This is a genomic window from Pseudorhodobacter wandonensis, from assembly GCF_001202035.1.
In the GTDB taxonomy this organism is placed as follows: domain Bacteria; phylum Pseudomonadota; class Alphaproteobacteria; order Rhodobacterales; family Rhodobacteraceae; genus Pseudorhodobacter; species Pseudorhodobacter wandonensis.
In genome coordinates this window covers 1-24,544 of the sequence record NZ_LGHT01000023.1, presented here as the reverse complement: position 1 = coordinate 24,544, position 24,544 = coordinate 1, and the positions used below count along the sequence as shown (strand labels likewise).

Sequence of the window (24,544 nt, the reverse complement as noted above, 5' to 3'; positions counted from 1 at the left end):
TCCTTAATCTTACCGCTGCGGTAAAACGCGGTCCCCCGCGCCCACAACAAACTTGCGAATATCGGCAAAACCCGGCGGGCTTTTTTCTGCCAAGGCCTGAAACGGACGTTCGGGCATGATCAACATTCGCTCCATATTGGTTGCGCCAATGTCGGCCAGCGTTTTGCCGATGAACGGACCCGAAGCGAAAATCTGCCGTTCTGCAGATGAAAACCAGCCGGTTTTCACGGTTTCCTCGCGTTCTGCCAACAAATCCTCAACCGTCCAGACAAATGCCCAATCCTGGCCCGGCTCGGGTTTGGCATCGGCCAGAACCTCCGAAATCGGGCCGGATTGCAGTGTGAAACTGCTGGAATACATCGGCCCAAGGTGGATGCGGCGCAGGCGTTTGGGGTGCAGGTCATCAAAATCGGTATCAAAGCCTTTGGCAATCGTCACAAGCTTTAACCCGTCGAGACTTTGCGCCATCAGATGCGCCTGCACTTGCGGCCAGCGCCGATTGTCACGCGGAAGCGGCGTTTTTCCGCTATCCTCAAGGTTCATCAGATAGATCACCGGCAAGTTGGTTTGCGTATCATAAACCGCCCAATGCACCAGCCACGACTTGCGGTCCGATGTTTCGCCCAGCCATTGCACGTCAGCGTCATTGCGCGCCCAAAACTGGTGCCCGCCGCGCAGGCTTTCATAATACAGCCGCTGCGACATGGTGAATTGCAGCTTGGTCGGGATGGCCAACTCACCCACAATCTGCCGGATCATCGCATCTTTCAGCTCGGTATCAGTGGGCAATTGCGCCAGATGTTTTTCGGCCTGCTGCGCGTCATTGGCCATGACCATCAGTTCTTGCGCGACCGGAAAGCCGGATTCATGCCGGTCAAAGGTCAGCTTGCCGGGCAAGGGCCCATCGACCCGCCCCGTCATCAGATATTTGTAGCCAAGCGCCTGAAAAGTCAGGTTCAACCGCTGCACATAGCCGCCGATAACCCGTGACTCGATTCTGGTCAGATGGCCCTCGGCCTCAAGTTCCGCCGCGACATTGGCCAGATGGCCGGTAATCCGGTCAAACTTGTCAAAATAGCGCCGGACAATGGCGGTATCATAAAGCTCTGCATGATCATCCATCAAGGTGTTCACTGATCGTCTTTCCTCTTGCGGCGAATATAGACGCCGACTGCACTAATCGCCACGAACACAGCCATAAACACGATCTGCCCAAGGCTGGGGGCCGCGATAAAGCCGTCGGTCGCGGCCCATAGGAACAGGCCCACCAAACCCGCCATGACCACAGCCCAAACCGACCAGCGATCGCCTTCGCCAAAGAACATGACATAGACCACCTCAAGCGCCCGCAGCGTGGCCCGCCATAGCCGCATCTCAGCCGCCATACTGGTTTTTGTCATGCTTTTCGACAATTGCAGCAAAGCGACGGGCGAACCGCTCATCCGCTTTGGCCTTGGCTTCCAGCACTTTGCGGGCAAAGACCATGTGGTCTTCGTGCGCTTCCATCATATCAGCCATGCGGTTGTTGGTGGCGGTACCAATCGCCGCCATCGCAGCCTGCGCCTCTTGGTCGGTTTTCACGCCGATTTCGTTGATGCGGTGGGCTACATCCTGCTGCTGTGCAGTTTTCAAGGATGAGGTCAGCGCATCATACAGCACCACGCGCTGCTTGGTGTCGGTCTGCAATTTGTTGATAAGCACCATCTGGGTGGCCGCTTGGTTTTGCAAGCTGTCCATCCATGTTTTTCCCTTTTCGATATAGCGTTCAAGGGTTTGCGACTTGGCCAGATCGACCTGCTCTTGCTGTACCAGCGCATTGTAGCGAGTGTTCAGCGCGGCTAATTCACTTTCCAGCTTGGTGCGCTTGGCGGCGTCTTGCTCGACGCTGATCTTGTTTTCCAATTCAATAATTGCGGGGTCCATGCCGGCAATCTCGGCGCGCACGGATTCAAGGCTGCCCACCGTTGCTTCGCGCTCGTCCAGCGTTGCAGTCAGGTTGGTTTCCACGCTGTTTTTCTGGCCGTTCAGCAAATCCAACTGGCCTTGCAACAGCTTGACAATTATATCCGATTTTCCGATTAAATCCTGCAACTTGTCGTCGATCGACGCCGCGCGCATACGTTCCTGCCGCATCGATTCTGCCTTGGCATTCGAGAAAACGCCAATAAAGCTTTCCATGCCTGTCTTGTTGCGCATTTCATCGAAATCGCGGCTAAAGCCGGCCGTCACATCATCCAGCCCCATGATCAGATCGGCGATATTGGCGTTCATCAGGTCGGTATGTTTGTGCACATCGTCCAGCGTGGCGCTTTCTACGTCAATCGCCGCCTCACCTGCCTCAATCTTGGCGCGAGCGGCCTCAATCCGGCTGGTGACTTCGGATATCTTCGTTTGCGCTTTTGCCACTTGCTCTTGGCTTTCACGGATTTTGCTGTCGAAATCTGCCATGCTGGTCTCCGATGTAAATACATTTAACATATGTGTAGGAGTTGCGGAAAATTCCAGCCCGTATCGCGAAAAAAATGCGCCACAGGTTCACCCCGAATTACCAATAAACTGCGACAAGGGGGCGGGGATTGCAAGATTCGAACGCAAAGGCCTTTGAGCTTGACCCGCCACCCCGACTTGAGGTGACATATGCAACCAACCGAAATGCCAAAACCAGCATTGGAACCCACATGCCAAACCCTGCTTTGCTTGCCCCCGTTTCACGCGACGGCATTCCACCCGAAACCGAACGCCCCGCAGCCGATAAGCTGCTGTCAGGCGATCCGGTGCATACCACTTGGAATATCGAGGACCGTGACGGGCTTTACTGCGGCATATGGCAATCGACACCGGGCAAATGGAAAGTGTCCTACTCCGAGTGGGAATATATCCGCATACTGAACGGAGTCTCGGTTCTGACCGATGCGGATGGGCTCGCCACCACCCTGCGCGCTGCTGATAGCTGGATCATCCGTCCTGGTTTCAATGGCACCTGGGAAGTGCTGGAAACTACGGTCAAAGAATATGTGATCCGGCTCTGAGCGGTTGTGAACAGCAAAACGGCCCCGAAAACGGGGCCGTTTGCTTGGGTACTACGCCCGATTTACAGTGGCACATTGCCCTGATCAATAACGGCCGTAGTCTCATCGTCAAACACCGGCAGCGGGTCATTGGCAATTGCCTCTTCGCTGTAAATCGCCTCTGGATCGGTGCGGTGTGCCGGAATCTCGATCCCGCGGTTAAAGTTTTCAGGGTCCACCCGTAGCGCTTCTTCTTCCGAGCGCACATGCACGCGGGTCCCGATTGGTACCATTTCGAACAGTGCAATTACGTCTTGGTTAAACATCCGGATACATCCGGCCGAGCTGGAGTTGCCGATGGAATCCTGAGCGTTCGTTCCATGAATGCGGTAATGCGTATCGCGATTGCCCTGATAAAGGTACAGTGCCCGCGCGCCCAGAGGGCTGCGCAAACCGCCCCGAATACCGCGTGCAAACGGGCCGTAGATTTCTGGCTCTGTGCGCAGCATATTTGCGGTTGGCGTCCAACCCGGCCATTTCTTTTTCACCCGAATGGTGCCACCACCGGAAAAGCTGCGGCCTGCGCGGCCCGCACCAATCGGAAAGCGAACCGAATTCGACCCTTCACGCACAAAGTACAAGAACTTGGCATAGGGATCGACATCAATCGTCCCCACGGGCTGCTCACCCAAATAAGTGCCGGTGATGCGACGGTTTACCCCTTTGGTGTATTCGGGCGGAATACCCGGCAAGGTATAGCCGCTATCGAAAATCGGGCCATAGCCTTCTACAAAACCTGCATTCGGATTCGGCGCCACTTGCGGCGCGGCGCAGGCCCCCAGCACAGCAGAGCCGGAAAGCGAAAGGAATGTACGACGATCCAATAAGGTTTTGATCACAATGCGCTCACTTGGTTAGGGAATTCGTTACATACTTACGGCCACTTCTGACGGCCAACGTCAAGCCCTTCGGCCCAATCACAACAAGAATGGCCCCAAACGTTGCAGTTTGGGGCCAGTCAACTTTCAGACGCTCACAGGTGTCGGCGTCAACCGCTAACCCACTACAATCACGGCACGAACCATGCAGTGGCGCGACGCATCAGCCAACCACGTTAAACTCTGGCCCATAAGGATAGGCGGTAATGTTCTCATTGCCTTCCTCGGTAATCACCAAAATGTCATGTTCGCGGTAACCACCGGCCCCCGGTTGACCATTGGCAATAGTTAACATCGGCTCCATCGAAATCACCATCCCCAGTTCCAACTCGGTGTCGATATCTTCGCGCAGCTCCAACCCGGCCTCACGCCCGTAAAAATGGGAAAGGATGCCAAAGCTGTGACCGTAGCCAAAAGTGCGGTATTGCAACAGGTCCCTATCCGCCAGGAAATCATTGATCTGCGCCGTGATGTCCGAACAGGTCGCCCCCGGTTTCAACAAGCTCATACCATATTCATGCGCAGCAACATTGGCCTGCCATATCTTCAGGCTGGCATCATCGACCGCACCTAAAAACATCGTGCGTTCCAAGGCGGTGTAATAGCCCGAAATCATTGGAAAACAGTTCAGACTTAGAATATCACCATGCTGCAAAACCCGCCCAGTTGCCGGGTTATGCGCGCCATCCGTGTTCAGCCCAGACTGAAACCAAACCCAAGTATCGCGGTACTCGGCATCGGGAAAGCGCTTGGCGATCTCCAACTCCATCGCATCGCGGCCCGCCATCGCCACATCAATCTCGCGCAAGGCTTTGCCCTTGCCCGCGATCAGGCAATCGCGAATGGCATAGCCGCCCACGTCGGCCACCTGCGCGCCGTGCCGGATCAGGGCAATCTCGGCATCCGATTTCATCATCCGCTGTACCATTGTCGCAGGCGCAATATCCATCCCACGCGTGGGCTTCAGAAAATGATTCAGCTTTTCCGATTGCACCAGCGTCAGATGGTCGCCTTCACAACCGACGGATTTACCATTCCCGACAACTCCGGCCACCACGCGCCAAAAATTGTCACGCTGCCAGTCGGTATAGGTAATATTGTCGCCAATACTGCGCCGCCAGGGCTGGCCCGCGTCAATCCCCGCGCTGACCGTCACACATTGGGTCGCTGTCACCACGCAGGCATAGGGCCGCCCGAACGAGCAATACAGAAAACCCGAATAATAGGCGACATTGTGCATCGACGTCAGAACCACTGCGTCCAACCCGTGCAGCTCCATAATATCGCGCAGGCCCTCCAGCCGCGCTTCATATTCTTCGGGCGCAAAGGGCATCACCTCCTTGCTACCATTGTGAAAGCGGTAATTCTCTGGGCGGGTATTTTGGGGGCGCGTAAGCGTCATCGTCAGACCTCATGTAATATGGGGCGGCATCAGGTCGGCCCCGAAAGGCCCCGGTGTACAGGACGAAAGTTTGGGCCATCTGCCTTGCGACGACGCCATCGCGGCTGTTTCATCTTTTGCCGTGTTTGTTGCCTTCGCACAACCGCCTGATTTCATCTTGGCAAAAATACCTAAACCCTGCCTTTCCCGCAAACCCGGCTTATGGCGCAGTATCCTGAACCACCCGCCCCTCTTCCAGCGTGATGATCCGGTCGGCAAGGTCCATGATCCGGTTGTCATGCGTCACCATGACAGTCGTCGTGCCCCTTGCCTGACCCAGCTTTTTCAGCATCTCAACCACCACCCTGCCCGACTCCTTGTCGAGCGCGGCTGTCGGCTCATCTGCAAAAATCACTTCGGGGTTTGAAACCAAGGCCCGGGCAATTGCCACCCGTTGCTTTTGCCCACCCGACAGGTTTTGCGGCAAATAATCCGCCCGGTCCGCCAGCCCCAACAAGCCCAAAATATGACGCGCCGCAACCTGTTGCTTGGCGGCATTTCCCCGCCCATGCACTTGTAACGCCATCAACACGTTCTGCGTGGCGGTCAGGCTTTCATGCAAATTATGGGCTTGAAAGATAAACCCGAGCCGCCGTCGCAACTGCACCAATTGCGCCTCGGATGCGCCGTGCAACTCATGCCCAAGCAACCCAACACGCCCTTCTTGCACATTGCGCAAACAGCCCATTAGCGTCAGCACTGTGGTTTTCCCTGACCCAGATGGCCCCATCAAAATCGTCAGACTCCCGCGCTTGATGGTCAGGTTCAAATCCCAGATCGCTTGTTTTCGTGCCTCGCCCGTGCCGAAAAAATGGTTCAGACCCTGCACTTTGATGGGATGCGTGATTTGGTTATCAGCCATCAGAACAAGTCCGCCGGATCAGCCGCCGCCAAACGCCGCGTTGCAATCGCGCCCGAAGCAGAACAGGCCACCAGCGTGCCAACAAACACCAGCACCGCGCGGCTGGCGACCATCGCCACCGGCAAACCCGTCACCGCATTCAACGCTGTATAGAGCCCTATTGACACAATTAATCCCGGCACAAACCCCAGCACCGCCAGAATAAGCGCCTCTTCAAACACAATCCCGAGGAAAAACGGCTGGTCATAGCCCATCGCCTTGAACGTTGCATATTCCCGCAGATGGTCGGCGACATCGGTCGACAAGACCTGATACACAATCACCAACCCCACTAAAATGCCCATAAACACGCCGAAACCAAAGATAATCCCTGTCGGCCGCTCGGTCGCCATAAAGGCCAGATCGGCAGCACGCGCTTTTGCAACGGTTTGCACCTTTACGTTTTCCGGCGGTAAGACGGCCCGCAGCCGCTCAACCACCACATCCGGCGCTATTCCATCAGCCACACGCAACAAGATCTGGTCCGGAGCACCGGAATTGCGCGACGGGAAGAACCGCAGAAAGCTTTGATCTGATGTCACCATCATCCCATCCGCCAGAAAACCGCCCCCGACCGCCATAGACCCAACCGCATTTAGGGTTTTGCCATTTGCCTCAAACGTAAACCGCCCGCCGGTGGCAAGGCTTGCCAAAGCATCGGCGGGCATGCCGCGCGTGTCTTTATCCAGTAAAACTGCATTTTCGATCGCCAGACGCCCCATTTCGGGTGCAATGCTTGCGGCGACAAAGCCCGTCTGCGTCACGTCCAGCCCAAAGGACAATAAGGAAATAGAGCTGCCATCCGCCACCGATAGCGGCAGGTTGCCAATATAAAGTGGTGTCCCCGCGGCAACCCCTGGTACGCCCAGCGCCTGAAACATATAGGCCCGCGCGATATTCCCGCTATCGGTCAAGGTGTTACCCTCTTGCGAGGACAGAATAATATCGGCATTCAACAGTGAATAGGGCGCCACGGTCGAACTGTTCAGCGCCCCCATGATGCCCAATTGCATGAATACCAACAGATTGGCAAAGGCCACGCCTGCTACCGCTGCAAACAACCGCGTGCGACTGTGCGACAGCTGCAACCAGCCGATGGGCAAGCGGCCAAACAGCCATGTCAGTACAGCGTTCATTCCATCCGGCCTGAATCTATACGCACGATGGTTTCCAGATTGGTAAAACCTTTCGCCAATTCCGAAGACTGCGGATCCAAGGTCACAATCACATCTACAACGCGCGCATCCGTATTCACAGCAGGATCATCCGAAGTGATCGACTGCCGCCCGATTTCCAGCCCGATAGCGGTCACAATGCCGGTCAAATCCTGCGCCAAAGCCTCGGCCGACACGGTCACAGGGTCGCCAATCGCCACCCTGCCGATCAAGGTCTGGTACACCTCGGCCTCTACCGTCATCTGGCTGGTGTCGCCCAGATCAATGATCCCGCCACTAGGCCTCTCACCCGCGCGGGCTTTAATATCCAGCACAGTGCCTGCACTTGGCGCACGGACATAGGCGCTTTCAAGATTGTGCTCGGCACGGGTCAATTCCACTTTTGCAGCGGCCAAATTCGCGTCGGCGACGGCAATATCGGCCTGGGTTGCATCTACAGCCTGATAGCGCGACAGGGTGGCCACGGCGCGCTCGACATCGCGACCCGCCTCTGATGCACGCGCCACAGATTGGTCGAGATCGGCCCGCGTTGCCACGCCCCGCTCAAACAACGATGTAATCCGCTCCATATCTGAATGCGCATTTTTCGCCGTTGCCTCGGCCCGCTCCAAGGCAGCTTGCGCCTCATCCCGACTGGCGCGAATTGTGGCTTTGGTCTGGGCCAAGTTCGCTGCGCGCACATCAATCGTCGCCTTGGCCGTTGCTACCCCGTTTTCCAACGCGGTCAGATTATCCAAAACCGCCAGCACGTCACCTGCCGCGACAACATCACCAAGCTTGACCCGCACTTCGGCAAGCCGCGCGTCGCCGGCACCCGAAGGCGTGGCCACACTGACGATATCACCCTTGGGGATAACACGGCCAAGCGCGACGACATCGCCCTCGCTCATCACGGCGACCAGTTCTTGTGCTTTAACCTTTTGAATTGCGACGGCAATCGGTGTGTCGCTACCCGCCCCCGGCTCCAAACCCGTCAGCCCGAAAAACACGCGCAACCCCGGTGGCTGAAAGTACATCCCGATTACCGCACCGGAAAACAGCAGCAGCATAACCACTGGAATATACAGCAGCTTGGACCGCCGATTTGGTACCACCGCTGAAACAGCCGGCACCATGCCACTATCTTCCAGCGGCAACTCGGACGGAACGGCTTTCGGGTCTTGGGTCATCAACAATCCCTTAGATTGGGCAGGCGCGGACATACCGCGACACTACACATACCCTAAAACGTACAGCCAAGCCGCACAAAGTGACCTTTTGCGCGGGTGACATGGTGTCGCGCAGATTAGATCAAACGCCGCCGTGCTGTTACTTCGCCGCCGGTTTTTTCGCGGATGCGCGTGATCGCTTCATCTGCTGGTTCGATAACCGTCGCCATGAACGCGCCGGTTGCGTGTATCATCAGCGAGGCATCCAGCATCATGGCGACATGACCTTTCCAGAACAGCAAATCATTGCGCTGCAGGGCGGCCCCTTCAGGCACAGCCTGTCCCAATGACTGCTGCATATCGCTGTCGGCGGGGCACGGAATGCCGCAGGCTAAGAGCGACATTTGCACGAGGCCCGAGCAATCAATGCCCGAATGGCTGTTTCCGCCCCATAAATACGGCACACCCAAGAACAAACGCGCCACCTCGGCAGGGTCACTATACCAACGTCCGATTGGTTGTAGATGCCCAGCAGGCACAAACCCGTGCGGCGTCTCGGCGAAATTGCCAGTTTGCCCAACAACCCACAGGCGGCTGCCAAAACTGATACCGACAGATTGCGGCGCCTCGGCCCGAGGTTCCGAGTACAAATGGCTGGCAGGCGAGGCAAGCCAATGGGTCACACGCGTCGGCTCGCACAAAGCGTTTTCAGGGACATAGCCGCAGTAGCCATCCTTGGTGCTGCGCCCAAAGGCAAAGCCATCGCTTTGCTCAATCACCTCAAACTTGTCTCCTAGCAGCAATTGACGTTCGCGCGCCCCCCCCGGATCACGCGACAGATCAACCAAAGGCACAGCGATCTCAAACGGCATCGCATCGGCATAAGTGGGGGCCTTGACCACCCCTTGCAAGGAAATATGCGCCACACGTGCATTCGCCAGCGTCAGACGACGGTCGCTATGCTGCCCCGTATCTTGCGGAATATCATTCATATTTCAGTCCCCAACATCCGTGGCAAAGCGGCCAAGATCGCACGTGCACCTTGGCCGACACCGCCCTTGGGCCGTGCTGGTGCGGTACTTGGCTGATGGCCGTAAATATCGAAATGGACATAGGCCGGGTTGGCCACAAAGCGGCGCAAAAACAGTGCTGCGGTGGATGCCCCTGCAAAGCCGCCGCTCGGGGCGTTGTCCAGATCGGCAATCCCTGGTTCAATCAATGCTTCATAACCCGGCCAAAGCGGCAAGCGCCAAACCGGATCGCTGGTTTGCGCCCCCGCTTGCGACAGTGCGGCGGCAAACCCTTCGACATCCGTGAAAAACGGCGCCAGATCAGGGCCAACCGCTACCCGCGCCGAGCCTGTCAATGTTGCCATGGAGATTACCAAATCAGCAGGGCTTTCATCGGCAAGCGCCAAAGCATCTGCCAGCACCAAGCGGCCTTCGGCATCGGTATTGTTCACCTCAACCGTCAACCCCTTGCGCGAAGTCAGAATATCGCGTGGCCGCATCGCAGACCCCGAAATCGCATTTTCAACCGCAGGCACCAGCACCCGCAACCGAATCCGAAGGCCAAGCGCCATAATCATATGTGCAAGCCCCAGCACTGTGGCCGCCCCGCCCATATCTTTTTTCATCAACAACATGCCCGCGGCGGGTTTGATATCCAATCCGCCTGTGTCAAAGCAAACACCTTTGCCAACCAACACCAGCTGCGGCCCTGCATTCCCCCAACGCATATCCAGCAATCTCGGCGCGCGGCTAGAAGCCCGCCCGACCGCATGGATCATCGGGAAATTCTGCACCAGCAAATCATCGCCCCGCGTCACCGAAACTTGTGCATCATGCCGCTCGGCCAAGGTCCGAAACGCCATCTCAAGCTCATCCGGCCCCATATCCGACGCGGGTGTATTGATCAGATCGCGGGTCAGAAACTCCCCTTCGGCCATGACCAGCAACCGCGTGGCATCTATTCCTGCGGGTGCTTTCAGTCGCGCCTGCGCCTTGCGCGTTGTGCCGGGGCGGTAAGCATCAAAACGATACTGCCCCAATAGCCATGCAAGCACCGCTTCATCCAGCGCTTCGCCCGTCAGATCAGTCTCAAAATGCCAATCGCCTGCAGGTACAGCAGTCGCCACAGGTGCCACACCGAACCGGCAGCGGGCGCGCGCGGCAGGGTTGCCATACCCCACCACTGCTGCCGCCACTTGGCCTGCGGCATCCGGCACCAACATCACTGCGCCCAATGCGCCGGTAAAGCCAGTTGCCTCTATCCAGCCGCGCACGAGGCCAGACTGCGCAACGAGCCATTCCGCCAACCCCGCCTCGGACACAATATGAACCGGGCGCGATAAGGCTGCCGCAGGGGCAAATTCAGGCATAGGCAAAACTCCATTCAATCTCGACTGCTCTTGAGTGAAGCCTATTGGGTTTTGCCACGCATCATAAACCCCAAAATGCGCGGCTAGGTCGAAATTATTCTGATACTGTCCTTTTGCCCTCTAGATCTGCAAATCCAACGTGCCTTTTTCTGTGGCCAATGATACCTCGGCCACCCGGATCAGTCGTGCCCAAACGGCAGAAAAGGCGGTCATATCATCACGCTGCAGGCAATCCTGCGCATCAAGTGCTACAGCACCAAAACTTACCAACCCCAGCTGAACTGCCATACGTTCCAGGCGCCGCAATTGCCGCACCATATCTGCCAACTCACCGCAGCGGGCCAATTTCGACAACCCCGACACTGTTAACGCCAACTCACTCAGTGCGCGGTTCACCACCTCTTCGGCGGCATGTGTACCCATCGAGCGGTAAATCAGCGCTATCGGTTCAGCATCCTGTTGCACCCTATCTTTCGGTCTTAATTCCATTACATTTGCGCTCATGACCCCAGTCCTTCCATTCACACCCAAGCCCAGATTGCGCCAAGGTGTTGAATAAAAGGTTGCTGACAGATACCGAAACACCTCGAATTTTCCTAAACCTCAGCTTATTTAGGGCAGGACCCATCTACAGGAGCCAACGATGAACCGTGCCAAATTGCTTCCTACCTATCTGACCCAGCGCTATTATGGCTGGAAGGCAACCGCATACGCCGAGAATAAGGCTTGGTATCGTCGTCTGGCAGAATCAGGCCAACACCCCCGTGCGATGGTGATTTCATGCTGTGACAGCCGTGTGCATGTGACTTCGATCTTCGGCGCGGATGAAGGTGAGTTCTTTATTCACCGCAACATCGCCAACCTTGTGCCGCCCTTTACGCCCGATGGCAAAAATCACGGCACCTCGGCCGCGGTTGAATATGCGGTTACCGCGCTTAAGGTCGCGCATATCGTCGTGCTGGGCCATTCGAACTGTGGTGGCGTCAAAGGCTGCCATGATATGTGTTCAGGCCACGCGCCTGAGCTTTTGGAAAGTTCCAGCTTTGTCGGCCGCTGGATGGATATCTTGCGGCCCGGATACGAACGCGTTGCACATGTTGAAGAAAGCCAACGTGCCCGCGCCTTGGAAAAAGAGGCTGTATTGGTCAGCCTCGAAAACCTGATGAGTTTTCCATTCGTCAAAACGGCAGTTGAGGATGACCGACTCACGCTTCACGGCTTGTGGACCGATGTCGGCGAAGGCGGGCTAGAACAATACGATGCCAACAGCGCGACCTTCATTTCGGTCTAGCCCGTTAGGGTGCGCATCCAATGCGCACCCCCAATTTTCACTGCAATTCTTTCCCTTCCGGCCAGCTTTCGCGCGTCAAAACCGTAATCTCTTGCACTTCTCCTGCTGGCACCGCGATATCCCAGGCCAGCACCCCGCGTTTATCGTCTACGTCTTGCTCGCTCACAGGCGGAACAGCGGTAAAGTTGATCTCCAACTCCTCCTGCTCGGAATAGGGCACCACGTCCACAACCCGCACAGCCCATTTCTCGGCCGTAAGGTTCTCAACCGTCAAGACCGCTGTCTGCTCGATCTGGTTCGATTTGCTGAATACCCCCCGATCACCTTCGGCCCGCGCCGGCACAACACGTTTCAACCTCAGCCCCTCTATGGCGCCAAAGCCAAGGCTGGCTCGCCCCCCCGGCGCCACGGTGCCCAAGGACACCTCGCCCACCAGCGCCCCGTCTCGCATCAGCACTGCAGTACCAGGCAGTAAGATCTGACCACTGGTATTGGTGAATGCGGCCATCATATAGGCCGATGCATCGTAACGCGGAACTGCCTGCGCCTGTGCTTGGGCAGGCAAGACAACTTCATCCAAGGTCAGTCGTAAATTATCGGCCCCATCGGCAATGCTTACCTTTTGAGGATAGGCATAGCTCACAATATCGCCCTGAAACTGTACCGCAGCTTTGCTAAGAGGGGCCGCAGACGCGGCCTCCATTACCGGCTCGGCCATCATGCCCATAGTGTCGGCGCGGGCATAATCCTGTTTCACAGGCTCTTCGACGCGGTGCAATTCCGGCCAAAGTTCCGAGGCTTCGGCCCTGTTACCAGGTTGCGCTGTTGAAACCGTCAGCGCGACCCCCGCCCAATCCTCACCCGTGTTTTGCGATACCAAAAGCGAGCGGTCAATCACCACATTCCCTGCACCGCGGTCCAACGCAATATCATAAATTGGTTGCCAGGTCGCCTGCGCCACAAATTGCGTCACCTCCAGATGCACCGGCCCCGCCTTTTCCATTGAAACAGCCATCGACACGGCCGCATGATCCTTGACGCTTGCCGTCAACGCGTCCAACGCCGCCTGCGCGCGCACCTGCGCCTCTTGCGCGTCTTGCAGTTCCTTTTGCACGGCGGGTAAATCGGCCCGCGCCGCCAGTGCTGCGTTCGACGCAGCCAACACCTCGGCGCCGATCATCTGTGCTGTGGCCTGTAAATTCGCCACATCAGCCTTGGCGTCGCCCGCCCCGATCCGGTTCAGATAGGCTATCTGCGCAGCGGCCGCATCTATCCGTGCGGCAACCGCATCCATCGCCAGTTGCGCCCGGCCACCGGCCAGTTCGGCGGCTTCCAATGCCGCTTCGGCCGCAACTTGCGCGTCAGATTTCGCCACGTCCTGCGGCATCACCCGATCATTGCGCAAAGCATAGGCACCGATTTGCACCCCTTCGGACGGCATCAACCGCAGGCTTGCGGCATTTGTATTCAACGGCAAATCGGTGATAATCACATCATGCTGCCCCGCTGTGGCCGTGAACTCAACCAACCGCGTCAGCTTGGCCCCCTGCGGGTAAACCACTACATCGGTAATCCTGCTGCCCACAGAAATCGTTTCAGCCTGCGCTGGCACAGCAAGCAGCAAAAACCCAAAAACCAAACGCATGAAAACCCCCTGAAAATTCAAACCAAGCCTATCGTTGGCTTGCAAAAACACAAGGCCGCAAAGCAAAAGGCACCCGCCGTTGGGCGGATGCCTTCCTATCCGATCAATCTGTGATCAGCCTTTTTTCAGGCAGCGCTGGCCCAAAACCTCGGCAATCTGCACCGCGTTCAGCGCCGCGCCCTTACGCAGGTTGTCCGAAACGCACCACAGGTTGATACCGTTGTCGATTGTGCTGTCTTGGCGAATGCGGCTGATGAATGTCGCATAATCGCCCACGCATTCCACCGGCGTGACATAGCCACCGTTTTCGCGCTTGTCGATTACCATGATCCCGGGCGACTCGCGCAGAATGTCGCGCGCTTCATGCTCGTCCAAGAAGTCTTCAAACTCGATGTTGATCGATTCCGAGTGGCCAACAAACACCGGCACGCGCACACAAGTCGCGGTAACCTTGATGTTTTTGTCCAAAATCTTCTTGGTCTCAGCAACCATCTTCCACTCTTCTTTGGTGGAACCATCGTCCAAGAACACATCAATATGCGGGATCACGTTAAACGCGATCTGCTTGGTGAATTTCTTTGGCGGCTGGTTGTCGGTCGGGTTGTAGATGCTTTTGGTCTGGTCCCACAGCTCGTCAATGCCTTCCTTGCCGGCACCCGACACGGATTGATACGTGCTGACAACCACTCGCTTGATTTTCGCACGGTCATGCAACGGCTTCAACGCCACAACCATCTGCGCGGTCGAGCAGTTCGGGTTGGCGATGATATTGCGCTTGGTATAGCCATAAATCGCGTCGGCGTTCACCTCTGGCACGATCAACGGCACATCGGCGTCATAGCGGTACAGCGACGAGTTATCGATAACCACGCAACCCGCAGCGGCAGCCTTTGGCGCATAAATCTTGGTCGCATCCGACCCTACGGCAAACAGCGCGATATCCCAGCCGGTAAAGTCGTGGGTGTCAAGATCCTTGGTCTTCAGGGTTTTGTCACCAAAGCTGATCTCGGTACCCATGGATTTGCGCGACGCAAGCGCCACAATCTCATCCACCGGAAACTCGCGCTCAGCGAGGATATTCAGCATTTCGCGGCCCACGTTACCCGTGGCCCCAACGACAGCGACTCTATAGCCCATCTTGGCCTCCATTTATGCGGTCACCGCGCCATAGCGCAAAGGGCGCGCAGTGAAAAGCCCCACCATACCACCCGCCAAAAATAACCGCGTAGGGTGCGCTTCAGCGCACCACCCCCGGCTTAATCAGTGCGATCCTCGGCAAATGCATAGACAACCAGTCCCAAAATCACCACTACCGCAAAAAACCCGAAAATCGCCACGTAGCCAGCTTCAGCACTTGCCGCCCCTGCCTTTAAATGCCCCGTATAAACCTGCGCCAACCCGGTCGCCCCGATGCCGAAAAGGTTCATCAAAGTCACCCCCCGCCCCACCAGATGCGGCGGGAAAAATGCTCGTCCGTGGGCCATAACCATTGGGAATGAGGCGCCGAAAATCCCAACCGTAACCAACATCGCCCCTGCAAAAACCACGCCTTGCACAGGCATCGCCCACAGCGCCAATAGCGCCACGGCCACAACCGCGTTGCCGCAAAAAACAAGCCATTTCCGGGTACCCAAAACCCGGTCGAGCGGCCCGTAAGCCAAGTTCCCCAATACCATTCCCAGCCCCATCGCCAATGTCACGCGGCCAATCCCTGCTGCCTCCATTCCGTAGATGTCGGTCATATAAGGCCCGATCCACAGCCCTCGCAACGCACCGGATGGCAAGTAATTCACCGCCATAACGGGCAAAATCAGCCACAAGGCCCGTATCCGCAAAATATCCAAAACGCTGCCTCGCTGGGTCATCTCCACCCGCGCCGGATCACGCACCAAGGCCGCGATTGCCACCGATACTGCAAAGCTCAGCGCCGCCAACATCCAAAGCGCCCCCCGCCAACCAAACGCCTCCAATGCAAGGGCAAGCGGCAACGAACTTGCAATATTGCCCAAAGAGCCAACTCCAATCACCAACCCGGCCAAAGTCCCGAATACCTGGGCCGAAAATTGCCGCGCAAAGATGTAATAACTTGCCATCAACACCGGCGAACAGCCCACACCAATCAATGCCATCGCCAGCTTTACTTCGAACCCTGTGCTTGCGACCGCAAACAAAGCTGCGCCGCCTGCCGCGCCGATGCCAAACAACACCGCCGCCGTCCAACGCGGCCCCACGCGGTCCAAAGCGACCCCGACGGGAATTTGCATTGCTGCAAAGGCCAAAAACCAAATCCCCGAAGCATCGGCCAAATCCGCCGGGCTCAATCCCAAATCGCTTGTCAAAACCGGGCTCATCACCGCCAAGAACGCACGGTAAAACTGGCTCAACACATAAGCCAAAACCAAACTGGCAATCCCAACCTTCATCCCCACCCCATTCATCTTGGCAAAAATACCTCCGCCGGAGGCTCCGCCATCAAGTAACTTTTCCGCTTTCAAGAACGCACCGCGTCAGCGCCGTTTGCGGGGCGGCTCGATGCCCCCCGCAAACGGCAGCCCCTTAGGCCGCAACCAACTCTACCCGGCGCTCTTTTATCGGCAAATGCACCAGCGCCGAAAACGCGCCGACCCCGATTCCAAGCCACCACACCAAGGTGTAATCGCCTGTCAAATCATACATTTTGCCACCCAACCACACCCCAAGGAACGACCCCAACTGATGGCTGAAAAACACAAGCCCATAAAGCGTGCCCATATAGCGCAGCCCATACAAATGCGCGACCAAACCACTGGTCAGCGGCACCGTAGCCAGCCACAAAGACCCCATCACCAAAGAAAACACCAGCACGCTTGCAGGTGTCATCGGCAGCAGGATAAACGCGGCGGCTGTTACAGTGCGCCCTGCATAAATCGCTGCCAACAGGTTCTTCTTCGAATACCGCTTGCCCAGCCATCCCGCGTAAATCGCCCCCGCAATATTCGCCAATCCAATAACCGAAATGGCAATCGCCCCCAGGGCCGATGTACTCGAAATCCCGATTGCCGCCAGATACCCCGCTTGGTTTATCGGCCCGCACATCTCGGTCACAAATGCAGGGAAATGCGCCGTAATAAAACCCAACTGATACCCGCAGGAAAAGAACCCCAGAAAGATCATGATATAGCTCGGGTCCTTGAACGCCCGCACCAACACATGCCCTAGGCTTTCTTGCAACTCGACTTTGCCCGCCGTGATTGGCGCACGCAGAAACGGCAACGCAAAAAGCACCGACAAGATTAGAACAGCAAAGATCAGGAACACCGTTTGCCAACTATAGCTTTGCAGCAAAAACTCGGCCGTTGGGGCGCCAAACACCTGCCCTGCCGACCCTGCCGCCGTGGCGATCCCCAGCGCAAGACTGCGGTTTTCATCCGAACTGGCCCGCCCGACTATCGCCAGAATAACGCCAAATCCGGTGCCCGCGATGCCAAAGCCTACCAGAATTTCCAATAGCCAATGCTGGCCCGGCGTCACTGCCATCGACGACAGCACCAATCCCAATGCGTATAATATCGCCCCCGCAATAATCGCGCGCCTGTCGCCAAACCGTTCGGCAAGCGCGCCGAAAATCGGCTGCCCTACACCCCAGGCAAGGTTCTGAATAGCAATCGCCATCGAAAAATCGGCCCGCATCCAGCCAAATTCGGCGGCGATCGGAATTTGGAACACGCCGAAACTGGCACGAATGGCGAAGTTCACCATCAAAATCGCGCAGCCCGCGATCAGAACGGGTGTGAACAGGTCAGATTTACGGGCAGTGGTCATTGCTATCGTCCTCGGGCTAAGCCCGAACTTTTGCGTTTCCCCGCAGCGCTGGTCAATCGCTGAATTGTGTGGGGTGCAATGACAGATCGTGATGAACCAGCGCCCTTAGCCCAGATAGGCCGCCAATTCAGGGGGCGGATTGCGCAACAATGCCTCGGTCGGTTGTGGCGCATAAGCTATGCCGCCCGCGACCAAACAGGTTAGCGGCGCAAAGGCCTGGGCATCTTTGGGGTCATGCGTCACCATTAACACAACTGCCCCGGTTTCATCTGCCAGGTCGGAAACCAACCCCAGCATTTCCGCCTTTAATGCCGGTCCCAGTGCGGCAAAGGGTTCATCCAGCAGCAAAACCGGTTTGTCACGCAACAGCGCCCGCGCCAGCGCCGCGCGGCTTTGCTGCCCGCCAGAAAGCTGCGCAGGCTTGCGCGGGCCAAAACCAGCAAGGCCCGTGCGTTCCAACGCGCCCTCTATCCGCTCTTTGTCGGCCTTGGTCAGCCGCAGGTTTGGCGAGATACCAAGGCCAAGGTTTTGCGCGATAGTCAGGTGCGGAAAGAGGTTCTGGTCTTGGAACAGCGTAGTAATAGGCCGCGCCCCCGGCTCTAACCGCGTCAAATCTTGGCTTTGCCACAGCACCTTTCCCGTATCAGGTGCCGTAAATCCGCCAATCAGGGACAGCAGGGTCGATTTACCTGCCCCCGAAGGCCCGATAATCGCAATCCGCGCACCTTTCGGGGCCTGCCAATCGGCGTGCAGCGCGAAATCACCCATGCGAATGGACAGGTTTTCAAGTGCCAGCATAGCGCCGCCCCCCGTAGTCAAAGACCCAAAACAGCGCAAAAGACAGCAGCACCAGAAGCAGCGCCGCGCTCGCTGCGGTCTCCATCCGGTAGGCGCCCATCAAGCGTTGCACCAGCAAGGGCAATGTCGCCTCCCCCTCGCCCGCGAACAGCGCGATCACTCCCAAATCGCCCATCGACAGCGCGGCCACAAGGCCCGCCGAAAACCCCAAAACCCGCGCAAGCCTGGGCAAGACCACCCAGCGCAGCCACGCCCACCCGCCCATGCCCAATGACGCACCCAACCGCTGGTAATCTGCATAAAGCGTGCGGGCCTCGGGCGCCAATATGCGAAAGGCAAAGGGCAGTGACAACGCGGCGTTAATGGTCATGGTCACCGGAAGGGCAAGGCTTGCCGGTTTAAAATAAGGTTGTAAAATCAAGAACAAACCTGTCCCTAGCACAAGGCTTGATGCAGCCAGCGGCAAGGTCGCGGCCAATGCCACCCAGCCCCTGCCCTGTGCGGCCGCCAAGGCCAATACCGTTGCTGCCGCTAGGCTGATCGCGGTTGAAGCCAACGCAATCGCCAATGACCGCCCTGCCGCCGCCCAAACCGTCTCAGGCAGGTCTACCAACCCCGGAAGTCCATTCAAAACAACCGCCAGCAAAGGCAATGCAAGGAACAGCGCCGCCAGAACGATCGCAAAAGTATCGACCACTTTGCGCCACCCGTTCGGCGAAGGTGGACCACCGTCGCGCCCTTGGCCCGCGCCAAAACCCGACGGCAAGCTGACCCGTGATGCCACGACAAAGGCCGCAGCACAGAGTGCAAACTGCAACAAAGCCAACCGCGCCGCTGTCGGCAGATCAAAGTCAAACCGCAATGCTTGATAAATCGCCAGCTCAATCGTCGTCGCCTTTGGCCCGCCGCCCAGCGTCAGCGCCACAGCAAAACTGGTCAGGCAGATCACTAAAATCACCAAACCCGCGCCGGGCAACACCTCACGCAGCATCGGCGCTTCGATATGGCGCAGGCTGGCGCGGGGCGTAAACCCAAGACTGGCAGCAAGGCGAAAACGCTCGGCAGGAATAGCCTGCCAGCCGTGCAAGATCATCCGCACTGCCAAAGGCATGTTGAAAAACACATGCGCCAAAACAACACCTTGCAGCCCGTAAACCGAAAATGACGGCAGGCCCAACAGGCCCAATGCGTCATTGAACCAACCGGCCCGGCCAAACACGGCCAACAGCCCCAGAACAGCCACGATAACGGGCAAAATGAACGGCGCCCCCAAAATAGAGATCAGGGCCGAGCGCCCCATAAACCGCCGCCGCGCCAATGCCCGCGCAACCGGCACGGCCAAAGCAACCGAAAGCGCAGCCGAAAGTGTGGCTTGCAGCAGCGTAAAACGCAGCGCGGCAAGCTCGGGCGCGCTAAAGGCAAAACCTTGAAAAGTGAGCCCTAGCGCGCCCAACGGGGCCAGCAGCAGCAGAAAAACCGCTGCGGCCAGCCCTGCGGCGGCTAGCGTGACAGCGCGGTCAGCCATTCATCCAACGCCGGTTTACGTGCGGCTTGTGCTTCGTCGGCCGTCATCAGCAGCGACTTTTCCGGTGCGATCATCTGCTCAAACCCTTTTGGCAACCCATCCGCAAGCTTATGCGCTGGGTACATCCAGTTGGTCGTCGGGATAATCGACTGGAACGCGTCGCTTGCCATAAAGGCTAGGAACTGATCGGCCAATTCGGGCTGTGGTGCATGCGCCAGCTTGCCCGCAACTTCGACTTGCATGTAATGCCCCTCGGCAAAACCCGCCGCTGCTTTGGTATCGTCATTTTCAGCGATCAGGTGATAGGCGGGTGAGGTGGTGTAGGACAGCACCATATCCGCCTCGCCGGCTGTAAACATGCCATAAGCTTCGGACCATCCGGGGGTCACGGTGACGATATTGTCGGCCAATGCGGCCCAAATCGCCGGCGCACGCTCACCGTAAGCCGCCTTGACCCACAGCAACAACCCAAGTCCGGGGGTCGAGGACCGTGGATCCTGAATCACTATTTTCAGATCGGATGCAGCCAATTCCTCAAAGGAAGTGGGTGGTGTGGTGAGCTTGGTTTTATCATAGACAAAGGCGAAATAGCCCCAGTCATATGGCAGGAAAACCGGATCGGCGTAGGGTGCCGGCAGATCGTTGGCCGCTGCTTGGCCATGTGGTGCAAACAGACCGGTGGCCGCTGCCTGTGCCGTTAGGTTGGTATCCAACCCCAGCACAACTGAAGCGTCCGAGTTCGCGCCTTCAAGCTGCAAACGCGCCAGCAGTTCCGCACCGTCGCCAACGGCTGAAAACACCAGATCACAACCGCAAACCGCCTCAAACGCCTTTTCAACCGCTGGGCCGGGGCCCCATTCAGAGGTAAAGCTGTCATAGGTCAGCACTTTCAACACTGGTGTATCGGCTTGGGCAACCGAGGCCAAAAGCACAAACGCAAGCGCTGCGGGAATCGTTTTGGTCATAAATACCTCCATCACAGGGTTATTGGCTAAGGCCGCGTTGCCACTCGGCCACGGCGGCATCACGCAGGGCCGCGCCTTCAGCCTCGGAATAGAACAGCGATTTTGGTGGCAGGTTCAGCTTGGCAAATTCGGGCGGCATCAGGCTGGAATCCAGCTTGACCGGAAAGCCAAAATTCACCCGTGGGATCATTTCCTGAAAAGTCTCGCTGAGCACGAAATTCATGAAAGATTGCGCAAGTTCGGGCTGATCAGTGCCGGCAATTTGGCCCACAACCTCGGCGGTGAAATAATGACCCTCGTCAAACACCGCTGCAACCTTGGTGTAGTCGTTTTCAACGATCATGTGATAGGCGGGCGAGGTGATGTAAGACATTACCAGATCCGCCTCGCCTGCCGTAAACAGGCCATAGGCCTCGGACCAACCTTTGGTCACAGTCAGGATATGCGGGGCAAGGCGGCGCCAATACTCCTCGGCCTTATCGCCGTAAACCGATTTCACCCAAAGCACCAAGGCCAGCCCCGCCCCTGAGGAGCGCGGGTCTTGGATCACAATCTTCACATCTTCGGGCAGGGATGCCAGCTCTTCGAAATTGCGCGGCGGGTTGGTCAGTTTGGTGTTGTCATAGATAAACGCCGTGTCGCCATAGTTGAACGGCAAAAAGACCGTGTCCGTCCATTCGACCGGCAAGGACAGGCTGGCAAGATCTTGGTTATGCGGGCCAAACAGCCCAGTTTCCCGCGCGCGCAGCGTTTCATCGGTAGAAATGCCGATCACCACGTCGGCATCGGTATTCTTGCCTTCCAACATCAGGCTAGGGATCAGATCGGTGGTGCGATACTGCAGATCACAGCCGCAAACCTTCTCGAACGCCGTCTCAATCGCGGGGCCCGGGCCCCACTCGGACGCGAATGAGGTCGAGGCATAAACCGTCAACACAGGCGTGTCCGCCAGCGCAGGGGTGGCCAAAAGGGGTAACAGAAAAAGTCGTTTCAGCATGGGTCTCTCCAAAAACGACGGCAAAAAGTCGGGATGGATCATTCCATGCACCTTCCCTCCGCCGGTCTTAACCGGTTCAGGTTCAACGGGTCTTTGGCTGTTGCCAAATCTCAGCCCTGCACAAGGGCACCCCGAGGTGCTGGTCAATTTAACGCCCCCAGCGGCAGGGGCAAGCGGTTATTGCGCGGAAATGCCGTACTTTGTGCTAACAAGGCCAGACGGAAAGCTGACCGTATGCTGATGCGTCAGTTGCACATCGGCAGATAGCGCACCAAACAGCGGCCGCCCCTGCCCCAGCAACAGCGGAACGCGGGTTACGGTAATATCATTCAGCAACCCATCGCGCAGAAAAGATTGCAGCAGTTGCCCGCCATCAACATAGACTTTTTGCCAACCTTCCTCGGCCAAGGCCACCAACAGCTCGGCAGGTTCCATGTCACAAATAGCCACCAATTCGGCCAGCGATTCGGGAATATCGTCGACGGTCAGGGTTTGGCTCATGATGATCACCGGCAAGGCATAGGGCCAATGACCAAATCCCAGCACGGTTTCAAAGGTGCCGCGCCCCATCACAATACCATCCTTATCGGCAATAAAGGCGTCATAGCCATGGTCTTCATCAGCCGCATTGAAAGGCTCCAACCAGTCAATGCTGCCGTTAGGGCGGGCGATAAAGCCGTCAAGGCTGGCGGCTACAAAGGCATGGCAGGTCAGGGGCATGGTGAGGCCTTGGCAGATACAAGAAAGGCCCCACCGTTTCGGGCGGGGCCTTTAAATCGTGTCAGATCAAATCAAGCGTGCTTTTTCTTGGGGCCTTTCACGGCCGACCAGATACGCTTGTTCGTCAGGTACAACAGCACAGACAAGATGGTCAGAAAGATCACAGCGGTAAAGCCTGCTTGCTTGCGCGCCATCATCTTTGGCTCAGCCGCCCACATCAGGAAGGCAGAAACATCTTCGGCCATGTGGTGAATGTCGGCCTCATGCCCGTCTTGATACTCAACCAAACCATCCGAAAGCGGAGGCGGCATAGCGATCCAAGTGCCGGGCACGGTGGACACACCATGCTCGTCCTTGCAGCTATCCGGCACCGAACCTGCGCTAAAGGCAGTGTTGTAATAGAATCCGTCAACGCCATCAGGGGCGCATTCCGGGTTTTCCTCATAATGGGCAAGGATAGAGTAAATATACTCGGGTCCGCCGATACCCTTGAACAACTGGTTGATACCCAAGCCATATGGCCCGTGGAAACCGGCGCGCGCCTTGGCCATAAGGCTAAGGTCTGGCGCGTTCGGCAAACCTGAATGCGGGAAGTGATCGGTCGGTTTACCCGGCCGGTCTTCACCCGTTTCAGCATCAACTACCGTGAACTCGGCAGCATAGGCACGAACCTGATCCTCTGGCAAATGCGGCCCGCCCACATCCGAAAGGGTGCGGATAGGAACAAACTTCATACCGTGGCAGGCAGAACATACCTCGGTATAAACCTGAAGCCCGCGTTGCAGCTGATGCTCATCATAGGTGCCAAATGGCCCTTCAAAGCTGAATGGCACATCAGTCACATGACCACCGCCGCCCGAAGCGAGTGCCGAGCCGGCCCCCATCACGAGGGCAGAAACGGCGCTGATTGCGATTTTACGAAACATAATCATCAGTTCCTTTTCCCTCACTCGGCCGGATCGGCGTAGTGCGATTTGAAGTCTTCCTCAATGGTCGCAGGCTGGGCCAGCGGCTTTTCGATCACGCCCAACAGTGGCAAGATCACGAGGAAATAGGCGAACCAGTAAGCAGAAGCAATCAGCGAGATCCAGTCATATGGGAACTCGGCAGGCTGCGCGCCAACCCACATCAGCACCACAAAGTCGATGCTCAGCAATACGAACCACATCTTGAACATCGGGCGGTAGCGGCCCGAACGTACCGAAGATGTGTCCAGCCAAGGCGCAAGTGCCATAACTGCAATCGCACCAAACATCGCCATAACACCAAAGAACTTGGCGTCAACGATGCCGAAGGTGACAAAGTTCACCAACTGCACAACCCAAACATCGGCCGTGAACGCACGCAGAATGGCGTAGAACGGCAGGAAGTACCATTCCGGCACAATATGCGCAGGTGTCGAAAGCGCGTTGGCCTCGATGTAGTTATCCGGGTGGCCAAGGAAGTTCGGCATAAAGCCAACAACCGCAAAGAACACAACCATAATCACGGCCAGCGCGAAAAGGTCTTTCATCACGAAGTAAGGCCAGAAGGGCAATGTGTCTTTCTCGGCTTCTGCTTTCGAGGTGCGGCGCACTTCAACACCTGTCGGGTTGTTGTTGCCGGTCGAATGGAAAGCCCAGATGTGAATGGCGACAAGGGCCGCAATCACGAAAGGCAGCAGATAGTGCAAGCTGAAGAAACGGTTCAGCGTGGCGTTATCAACGGCTGGGCCGCCCAACAACCAAGTCTGAATCGATTCGCCGATGCCCGGAATAGCGCCGAACAGGCCGGTAATAACCGTCGCACCCCAAAAGGACATTTGCCCCCAT

General features: G+C 57.1%; 23 protein-coding genes, 1 pseudogene and 1 riboswitch. Of the genes and pseudogenes, 2 read left to right on the top strand and 22 right to left on the bottom strand.

The window, feature by feature from the left end:
* Positions 1–9: 9 nt before the first annotated feature.
* From AKU79_RS03205 to AKU79_RS03195, 3 genes are read right to left on the bottom strand one after another with little or no spacing between them, the layout of a single operon-like run.
* Complete coding sequence (locus AKU79_RS03205) at positions 10–1,122, bottom strand: hypothetical protein (protein ID WP_050522216.1); 1,113 nt, start codon at positions 1,120–1,122, stop codon at positions 10–12.
* Between the two features lie 8 nt (positions 1,123–1,130).
* A complete protein-coding gene (locus tag AKU79_RS03200) occupies positions 1,131–1,400 on the bottom strand; it encodes a hypothetical protein (RefSeq protein WP_156209441.1) in 270 nt (89 codons plus the stop codon).
* Positions 1,375–2,448, bottom strand: coding sequence for a coiled-coil domain-containing protein (locus AKU79_RS03195; RefSeq protein WP_050522215.1), 1,074 nt, complete (start codon positions 2,446–2,448; stop codon positions 1,375–1,377). Before AKU79_RS03195 ends, AKU79_RS03200 begins: the two co-directional genes overlap by 26 nt.
* 230 nt (positions 2,449–2,678) lie before the next feature.
* Here AKU79_RS03195 and AKU79_RS03190 point away from each other — a divergent pair, with 230 nt between their 5' ends.
* A complete protein-coding gene (locus tag AKU79_RS03190; RefSeq protein WP_050522214.1) occupies positions 2,679–3,029 on the top strand; it encodes a cupin domain-containing protein in 351 nt (116 codons plus the stop codon).
* A gap of 62 nt (positions 3,030–3,091) precedes the next feature.
* On the opposite strand, the gene AKU79_RS03185 is transcribed toward AKU79_RS03190, so the two are convergent.
* The 8 genes from AKU79_RS03185 to AKU79_RS03150 all read right to left on the bottom strand — a co-directional run bounded on the left by AKU79_RS03185 (position 3,092) and on the right by AKU79_RS03150 (position 11,495).
* Complete coding sequence (locus AKU79_RS03185; protein ID WP_231580089.1) at positions 3,092–3,907, bottom strand: L,D-transpeptidase; 816 nt, start codon at positions 3,905–3,907, stop codon at positions 3,092–3,094.
* 202 nt (positions 3,908–4,109) lie between these two features.
* Complete coding sequence (locus tag AKU79_RS03180; RefSeq protein WP_050522138.1) at positions 4,110–5,348, bottom strand: aminopeptidase P family protein; 1,239 nt, start codon at positions 5,346–5,348, stop codon at positions 4,110–4,112.
* A 199-nt stretch (positions 5,349–5,547) separates the two neighbouring features.
* The gene (locus AKU79_RS03175; RefSeq protein WP_050522137.1) at positions 5,548–6,249 is read right to left on the bottom strand and encodes an ATP-binding cassette domain-containing protein; all 702 of its coding nucleotides are present in this window, start codon (positions 6,247–6,249) and stop codon (positions 5,548–5,550) included.
* A complete protein-coding gene (gene devC, locus AKU79_RS03170) occupies positions 6,249–7,424 on the bottom strand; it encodes an ABC transporter permease DevC (RefSeq protein ID WP_050522136.1) in 1,176 nt (391 codons plus the stop codon). The genes AKU79_RS03175 and devC overlap by 1 nt, the downstream gene beginning before the upstream one ends.
* Positions 7,421–8,632, bottom strand: a complete 1,212-nt coding sequence (locus AKU79_RS03165) for an HlyD family efflux transporter periplasmic adaptor subunit (protein ID WP_050522135.1) — start codon at positions 8,630–8,632, stop codon at positions 7,421–7,423. The genes devC and AKU79_RS03165 overlap by 4 nt, the downstream gene beginning before the upstream one ends.
* A 116-nt stretch (positions 8,633–8,748) precedes the next feature.
* Positions 8,749–9,603 (bottom strand): C40 family peptidase, encoded by an 855-nt coding sequence (locus AKU79_RS03160; RefSeq protein ID WP_050522134.1) that lies wholly within the window; start codon positions 9,601–9,603, stop codon positions 8,749–8,751.
* Positions 9,600–10,991, bottom strand: a complete 1,392-nt coding sequence (locus AKU79_RS03155; protein ID WP_050522133.1) for a leucyl aminopeptidase family protein — start codon at positions 10,989–10,991, stop codon at positions 9,600–9,602. Before AKU79_RS03155 ends, AKU79_RS03160 begins: the two co-directional genes overlap by 4 nt.
* A 120-nt stretch (positions 10,992–11,111) precedes the next feature.
* Complete coding sequence (locus AKU79_RS03150) at positions 11,112–11,495, bottom strand: hypothetical protein (RefSeq protein ID WP_050522132.1); 384 nt, start codon at positions 11,493–11,495, stop codon at positions 11,112–11,114.
* Between the two features lie 139 nt (positions 11,496–11,634).
* Between AKU79_RS03150 and AKU79_RS03145 the strand changes: the two genes are divergently transcribed.
* Complete coding sequence (locus AKU79_RS03145) at positions 11,635–12,282, top strand: carbonic anhydrase (protein WP_050522131.1); 648 nt, start codon at positions 11,635–11,637, stop codon at positions 12,280–12,282.
* 37 nt (positions 12,283–12,319) lie between these two features.
* Here AKU79_RS03145 and AKU79_RS03140 read toward each other — a convergent pair whose 3' ends face one another.
* The 11 genes and pseudogenes from AKU79_RS03140 to petB all read right to left on the bottom strand — a co-directional run.
* A complete protein-coding gene (locus AKU79_RS03140) occupies positions 12,320–13,927 on the bottom strand; it encodes a DUF4139 domain-containing protein (protein ID WP_156209439.1) in 1,608 nt (535 codons plus the stop codon).
* 114 nt (positions 13,928–14,041) lie between these two features.
* Entirely contained in the window at positions 14,042–15,064 is a 1,023-nt protein-coding gene (locus AKU79_RS03135) for an aspartate-semialdehyde dehydrogenase (RefSeq protein ID WP_050522213.1), read from the bottom strand.
* 119 nt (positions 15,065–15,183) lie between these two features.
* Positions 15,184–16,350: an MFS transporter gene (locus AKU79_RS03130; RefSeq protein ID WP_050522129.1), complete on the bottom strand. Its 1,167-nt coding sequence runs from the start codon at positions 16,348–16,350 to the stop codon at positions 15,184–15,186.
* 133 nt (positions 16,351–16,483) lie between these two features.
* The gene (locus tag AKU79_RS03125) at positions 16,484–17,728 is read right to left on the bottom strand and encodes an MFS transporter (RefSeq protein WP_050522128.1); all 1,245 of its coding nucleotides are present in this window, start codon (positions 17,726–17,728) and stop codon (positions 16,484–16,486) included.
* 105 nt (positions 17,729–17,833) lie between these two features.
* Positions 17,834–18,526: a thiamine ABC transporter ATP-binding protein gene (locus AKU79_RS03120; protein WP_050522127.1), complete on the bottom strand. Its 693-nt coding sequence runs from the start codon at positions 18,524–18,526 to the stop codon at positions 17,834–17,836.
* A complete protein-coding gene (locus tag AKU79_RS03115) occupies positions 18,513–20,051 on the bottom strand; it encodes a thiamine/thiamine pyrophosphate ABC transporter permease ThiP (RefSeq protein WP_050522126.1) in 1,539 nt (512 codons plus the stop codon). The genes AKU79_RS03120 and AKU79_RS03115 overlap by 14 nt, the downstream gene beginning before the upstream one ends.
* Complete coding sequence (thiB, locus tag AKU79_RS03110; RefSeq protein WP_050522212.1) at positions 20,027–21,016, bottom strand: thiamine ABC transporter substrate binding subunit; 990 nt, start codon at positions 21,014–21,016, stop codon at positions 20,027–20,029. Before thiB ends, AKU79_RS03115 begins: the two co-directional genes overlap by 25 nt.
* Before the next feature lie 19 nt (positions 21,017–21,035).
* Entirely contained in the window at positions 21,036–22,013 is a 978-nt protein-coding gene (locus AKU79_RS03105) for a thiamine ABC transporter substrate-binding protein (protein WP_050522211.1), read from the bottom strand.
* Positions 22,014–22,049: 36 nt separating this feature from the next.
* A riboswitch (TPP riboswitch) is annotated at positions 22,050–22,157 on the bottom strand.
* 33 nt (positions 22,158–22,190) lie between these two features.
* Complete coding sequence (locus tag AKU79_RS03100) at positions 22,191–22,733, bottom strand: dihydrofolate reductase family protein (protein WP_050522125.1); 543 nt, start codon at positions 22,731–22,733, stop codon at positions 22,191–22,193.
* A 71-nt stretch (positions 22,734–22,804) separates the two neighbouring features.
* Positions 22,805–23,659, bottom strand: coding sequence for a cytochrome c1 (locus AKU79_RS03095; RefSeq protein WP_156209450.1), 855 nt, complete (start codon positions 23,657–23,659; stop codon positions 22,805–22,807).
* Between the two features lie 20 nt (positions 23,660–23,679).
* A pseudogene (petB, locus tag AKU79_RS03090) lies at positions 23,680–24,544 on the bottom strand (cytochrome b); the annotation flags it as partial.

Excerpts from the sequence above, each read along its gene's own strand:
- AKU79_RS03195 (WP_050522215.1), bottom strand. The coding sequence starts at position 2,448 with ATGGCAGATTTCGACAGCAAAATCCGTGAAAGCCAAGAGCAAGTGGCA.
- AKU79_RS03175 (WP_050522137.1), bottom strand. The coding sequence starts at position 6,249 with ATGGCTGATAACCAAATCACGCATCCCATCAAAGTGCAGGGTCTGAAC.
- AKU79_RS03135 (WP_050522213.1), bottom strand. The coding sequence starts at position 15,064 with ATGGGCTATAGAGTCGCTGTCGTTGGGGCCACGGGTAACGTGGGCCGC.
- AKU79_RS03180 (WP_050522138.1), bottom strand. The coding sequence starts at position 5,348 with ATGACGCTTACGCGCCCCCAAAATACCCGCCCAGAGAATTACCGCTTT.
- AKU79_RS03120 (WP_050522127.1), bottom strand. The coding sequence starts at position 18,526 with ATGCTGGCACTTGAAAACCTGTCCATTCGCATGGGTGATTTCGCGCTG.
- AKU79_RS03190 (WP_050522214.1), top strand. The coding sequence starts at position 2,679 with ATGCCAAACCCTGCTTTGCTTGCCCCCGTTTCACGCGACGGCATTCCA.
- AKU79_RS03155 (WP_050522133.1), bottom strand. The coding sequence starts at position 10,991 with ATGCCTGAATTTGCCCCTGCGGCAGCCTTATCGCGCCCGGTTCATATT.
- devC (WP_050522136.1), bottom strand. The coding sequence starts at position 7,424 with ATGAACGCTGTACTGACATGGCTGTTTGGCCGCTTGCCCATCGGCTGG.
- AKU79_RS03200 (WP_156209441.1), bottom strand. The coding sequence starts at position 1,400 with ATGACAAAAACCAGTATGGCGGCTGAGATGCGGCTATGGCGGGCCACG.
- AKU79_RS03150 (WP_050522132.1), bottom strand. The coding sequence starts at position 11,495 with ATGAGCGCAAATGTAATGGAATTAAGACCGAAAGATAGGGTGCAACAG.
- AKU79_RS03205 (WP_050522216.1), bottom strand. The coding sequence starts at position 1,122 with ATGGATGATCATGCAGAGCTTTATGATACCGCCATTGTCCGGCGCTAT.
- thiB (WP_050522212.1), bottom strand. The coding sequence starts at position 21,016 with ATGACCAAAACGATTCCCGCAGCGCTTGCGTTTGTGCTTTTGGCCTCG.
- AKU79_RS03165 (WP_050522135.1), bottom strand. The coding sequence starts at position 8,632 with ATGACCCAAGACCCGAAAGCCGTTCCGTCCGAGTTGCCGCTGGAAGAT.
- AKU79_RS03145 (WP_050522131.1), top strand. The coding sequence starts at position 11,635 with ATGAACCGTGCCAAATTGCTTCCTACCTATCTGACCCAGCGCTATTAT.
- AKU79_RS03130 (WP_050522129.1), bottom strand. The coding sequence starts at position 16,350 with ATGAAGGTTGGGATTGCCAGTTTGGTTTTGGCTTATGTGTTGAGCCAG.
- AKU79_RS03160 (WP_050522134.1), bottom strand. The coding sequence starts at position 9,603 with ATGAATGATATTCCGCAAGATACGGGGCAGCATAGCGACCGTCGTCTG.
- AKU79_RS03095 (WP_156209450.1), bottom strand. The coding sequence starts at position 23,659 with ATGTTTCGTAAAATCGCAATCAGCGCCGTTTCTGCCCTCGTGATGGGG.
- AKU79_RS03140 (WP_156209439.1), bottom strand. The coding sequence starts at position 13,927 with ATGCGTTTGGTTTTTGGGTTTTTGCTGCTTGCTGTGCCAGCGCAGGCT.
- AKU79_RS03100 (WP_050522125.1), bottom strand. The coding sequence starts at position 22,733 with ATGCCCCTGACCTGCCATGCCTTTGTAGCCGCCAGCCTTGACGGCTTT.
- AKU79_RS03105 (WP_050522211.1), bottom strand. The coding sequence starts at position 22,013 with ATGCTGAAACGACTTTTTCTGTTACCCCTTTTGGCCACCCCTGCGCTG.
- AKU79_RS03125 (WP_050522128.1), bottom strand. The coding sequence starts at position 17,728 with ATGACCACTGCCCGTAAATCTGACCTGTTCACACCCGTTCTGATCGCG.
- AKU79_RS03115 (WP_050522126.1), bottom strand. The coding sequence starts at position 20,051 with ATGGCTGACCGCGCTGTCACGCTAGCCGCCGCAGGGCTGGCCGCAGCG.